This is a genomic window from Nodularia chucula CCY0103, from assembly GCF_963923915.1.
GTDB classification, from domain to species: Bacteria; Cyanobacteriota; Cyanobacteriia; order Cyanobacteriales; family Nostocaceae; genus Nodularia; species Nodularia chucula.
On the sequence record NZ_CAWUOL010000239.1, the window covers coordinates 1 to 359 of the forward strand.

A 359-nucleotide genomic window follows, 5' to 3' on the forward strand; every position below is an offset into this window, starting at 1 on the left:
TTATCTCTTTTGGTGATTTTACTGCTAATTCTTCTAATTCTTGATTATTGACTACTTTTTGACTCTCAAATATTACTTCTGGTAAGCTGGTGTTATACTGCCCATGTACGTGCATTGATGATGAATCTAGATGTGACGTTGACAGTGATACTCCAAATTTTTGCGCGGCTTTTACAGCTATGATAAAAAATATTGTATTCAATCCTTTGATAAACAGTTTATCCATGACTCTCCCCAGTTTATCGTCATTGAGATATTCTGGTTTTACTCCTGTTCCTATTAGATGCTCACAGGCGATTGTTTCAAAATATTGGGGAAACATATATAAGGGTTTTGATACAAATCCTAACCCGTTTATT

Annotated in this window: 1 protein-coding gene; it reads right to left on the reverse strand. The window is 34.3% G+C overall.

Annotated features, from left to right (window positions below; all coding sequences use genetic code 11):
• On the reverse strand, positions 1-359 hold a 359-nt coding region (locus ACM0OP_RS24400; protein ID WP_414530981.1), incomplete at both ends, for a DUF4277 domain-containing protein.